The sequence below is a fragment of the Maribacter sp. ACAM166 genome (assembly GCF_005771495.1).
GTDB lineage: Bacteria > Bacteroidota > Bacteroidia > Flavobacteriales > Flavobacteriaceae > Maribacter.
Map to the genome: position 1 here is coordinate 1 of NZ_VAUW01000080.1, position 3,381 is coordinate 3,381.

Below are 3,381 nucleotides of genomic sequence, written 5' to 3' on the forward strand. Positions count from 1 at the left end.
TATTGGCTAGGATATTTGCTGTCATTAAAAGGAAATCTCCCTATGTAGATTTAATGAAATTTGCAGCATAAAATTAATTTGAAAAAATGTGAAATATAATTTGTTTTAGTCATAGAATACTGTGAGAGGCTTGGGGTGAAAATCCCCTGGTCTACTCGACTACTAAACGTTGGGCATAATTAAAAATGAAGAAACTCTTAATAATTTTAGGTGCAGGAGCATCAATTGATTTTGGAATGCCAACTGTAAATGAAATAGACAAATTATTTAACAATTGGGCAAGTCGACACTTACCATTAGCCAATAACGAAAGAGAAAACCTCTATACTTGGGTAAAAGATAAAGTTATAAAAAGACTTGAAGAAAAATCTGAAAATAATATTTCTCAAAAACCGAATTTTGAACAAACTCTTTTTACAATTCAAAATATTGCTTCTATTTCAGAAGACCACAATTGGGGAGAAAACCATCCAATTAACGCTTTTATTGATTTTAAATCATTTCCAGAAATTTTATCTCATCGTAATAGGAAAATTGCAGACGGAATGGATTTCCAATACTTAATTGGATATTTAATTGACGACTTAATAAGATATTTTCGAGACAAATGCTCAAAACTAAAAGAAAATAAATCGCAAGAAATATCAAAACTCAAACACTTATTTGAAACTTTAAAGGAAGATTATGAGTTAGGTTTTATCAACCTGAATTATGATAATGTGATATTATCAACTCTTCCAGATTTATCTACAGGGTTTAATAAAGAAACTGGAAAATTTGACACTTCCGAATTTTATAATAATAAATGGAATTTTTGTTATCATTTACACGGTTCAGTTCATTTTGACACTCGTAGTCTAAATGAAATTGACCATCATCATATTTTCTGGCAAGATGAATTAAATAAAAAATTTAGCCCTGGAGCTGGTCAACGAAGAACTAATAATTCAAGTAGTGGAATTCTTCATTTAAATTCTAATATAATTACTGGTTTAGATAAACCAAGTCAACTTTTAAAAACTCCATTCAAACAATATTTTAGTAAATTAGACCAACTTGCTAATGAAGCAGATTCATATTTATTCATTGGCTATGGATTTGGAGACAAACATTTAAATAGTTCTTTTCCTATTCATAGATATGATGATAATAAAATAAGAAAAGCAGTTGTAATTGATTGGGCAAGTGACGAGACTGATGGACATTTTTATAGGGGAGATAATTGGGCTAATGGATTAACAGAAACTTTGAGGTGCAATGCTATTTTGGGTAATGGAATTGATGGAATTCCACCAAAAGTAAAATACTATAAAGATAATAAGTCGTTTGAATTTTCTCCAAATAAGGAATTACCAATAAGTATTTGGTATAATGGATTAATGGAAGCTTGTGATAATGCAGAATTAATAAAAAAGGAATTAAAGTAACTATGCCCAATAACTAAGCATATGGCGTGCCGATAGGCTAGCGCTATATGCCTTGTTGACTGATTCGGGATTGAGGATAAGGGGGAATACGGGAAGTTTGCCTAGACCTTGGCAGGGAAGAAAGCCTTTATTGTGCCATGTTATGTTCTGTTTTTTTGTGGAAGACCATAGTTTAAAAGAAGTTTAGTACCGATTCCCATCTTTTATGTGGACCTGCACCTTCTTTTTGGCACTTTTACTTCGTTTTGGGCACTGGTATGCCAAGGCTCTTTTGTGAGCCGTTTTTTAACTACTGAATTTCCATAGTTTACGTTTTATGATTCGCTTGTAGTTCTTTGGCGGACCACGGCTGTCAAAGGTCAGAAGTGTGATTAATGTCCCCTTTTTACAGTTCGGACAAATGCGGTGCAGTGATTTCTCTTGAATTACGACCGTTTCAATATGTGTCAGGTGCTTAATGTGTAGATTGCGCAGCTCTGCGTTGCGAAGACCGCAGCCGTAAAGCAGCGCCAATAGCAAACGGTGCTTCTGTAGCTTGGGTGTTTTTAATAGTAGCTTTACTTCTTGCCTGCTCAGTACTACCGGGAGTTTCTTTGGCTGTTCTATGGAGGGCAGTGTTACACGGTGCTCGGGCAGATCATAGATGCGGTACAAATACCGAAGGCCATAAACGGTATGCTTGAAGAAACTATTTGAGGGAGTTTTGTGCTGCCTTTTTTGGAAATGTAAATAGTCCAGCACTTGCTCTTTATCCAATTCCAAAGGACTACAGCCAAAATGCAAAACCATATGTGAAAGACAGCGCGCATAATTGGTAAGGGTACTTTGGCTCTTACCGGCCAACCTCCACCGAACGCTCCAGCTTTCGATAGTTAATAGCGAACTCGGGAACCTTTTTACAGGCACGTTCGATCAGGGTACTACTTTTTTTTCATAATTTAAATTTTAAGGATTGAACAATACTTAAAGGTAGTGAAGGGTATTTTCTTGAAGCTACCTTTAGGTTTAATTCAACCTGACCTATGTCAGGTCAAGCTTTAAAAAATGAATTAATATTTCATTTTAAATAAGATATGGATTTCTAGACTACTATAAAAATGAGAAGGAAAGAACTTCTACTAAAGGTTTCAGGCTCTGCTTCTTGAAATTCATTTAACATAGGTTTAACCTGTGTTAACGGAGCGTTCGTTTCCTGTACCGTACATTATATTTAGTTGTAAATCAGTAAAATAGAAATAATGAGCGATAACAGAAAATTTAAGAGGAAAGTAAAACAATCAAATCCTACGAATCCGTCTGGGGGTACCGATACCAAGAATAAGACATTTGATATTGACAAAAAAAATATAGATGAAAACCAAAGTAAAAAATAGCTTCAAAAAGAATAATTGAACAGCACAGTTATAATGATTCGCTACTATATTTTAAAAAATCACCCGATTAAAATTATATCAGATGAAAACTAACAGACTTTCAGATAAGCTCGCAGCCGCATTAAATGAGCAAATGACAAAAGAAGCGCATGCTTCGCAAATCTATTTATCATATGCCTCATGGGCTGACAACGATGGATATAGTGGTATTGCAAATTTTCTTTTCCGGCATGCAGCGGAAGAGCGTGACCATATGATGAAGTTGTTTGAATACATTTTAAAAAGAGGCGCAAAAGTGAAAGTGACTGCCATCCCTGCTCCCACAGCCGACCCTGCAAGTGTAAACAATTGTTTTGAAAAAGTGTTTGAGCATGAAGTAAGTAATACTAAAGCCATTTATAACTTAGTAAAGTTGTCCCATACTGAAGAAGATTGGGCTACATGGAATTTCTTGCAATGGTTTGTGAAGGAACAGACAGAAGAAGAAAATCTTGCTATCAGTTTATTAGATAAAATTAAAATTGCAGGCGGTGAAAAAGCCACAATAGATACACTGTATTTATTCGATAAAGATTTAGAAA

The 3,381-nt window shown here is 34.5% G+C and carries 4 protein-coding genes; 3 read left to right on the top strand and 1 reads right to left on the bottom strand.

The genetic code is table 11. The features are described from left to right. Positions 1-185 precede the first annotated feature (185 nt). Positions 186-1,427 carry an SIR2 family protein gene (locus tag ES765_RS21310; protein ID WP_138116523.1) on the top strand — a complete coding sequence of 414 codons (1,242 nt, stop codon included), beginning with the start codon at positions 186-188 and terminating at the stop codon, positions 1,425-1,427. Between the two features lie 285 nt (positions 1,428-1,712). Here ES765_RS21310 and ES765_RS21315 read toward each other — a convergent pair whose 3' ends face one another. Then, entirely contained in the window at positions 1,713-2,183 is a 471-nt protein-coding gene (locus ES765_RS21315; RefSeq protein ID WP_249356651.1) for a recombinase XerD, read from the bottom strand. Positions 2,184-2,665: 482 nt separating this feature from the next. On the opposite strand from ES765_RS21315, the gene ES765_RS22650 reads away from it, so the two are divergent. After that, positions 2,666-2,800, top strand: coding sequence for a hypothetical protein (locus ES765_RS22650; RefSeq protein ID WP_262710706.1), 135 nt, complete (start codon positions 2,666-2,668; stop codon positions 2,798-2,800). An 82-nt stretch (positions 2,801-2,882) separates the two neighbouring features. Continuing rightward, positions 2,883-3,381, top strand: a 499-nt coding sequence (locus ES765_RS21320) for a ferritin (RefSeq protein ID WP_138116527.1), incomplete at its 3' end; no start/stop codon positions are given.

Excerpts from the sequence above, each read along its gene's own strand:
- ES765_RS21310 (WP_138116523.1), top strand. The coding sequence starts at position 186 with ATGAAGAAACTCTTAATAATTTTAGGTGCAGGAGCATCAATTGATTTT.
- ES765_RS22650 (WP_262710706.1), top strand. The coding sequence starts at position 2,666 with ATGAGCGATAACAGAAAATTTAAGAGGAAAGTAAAACAATCAAATCCT.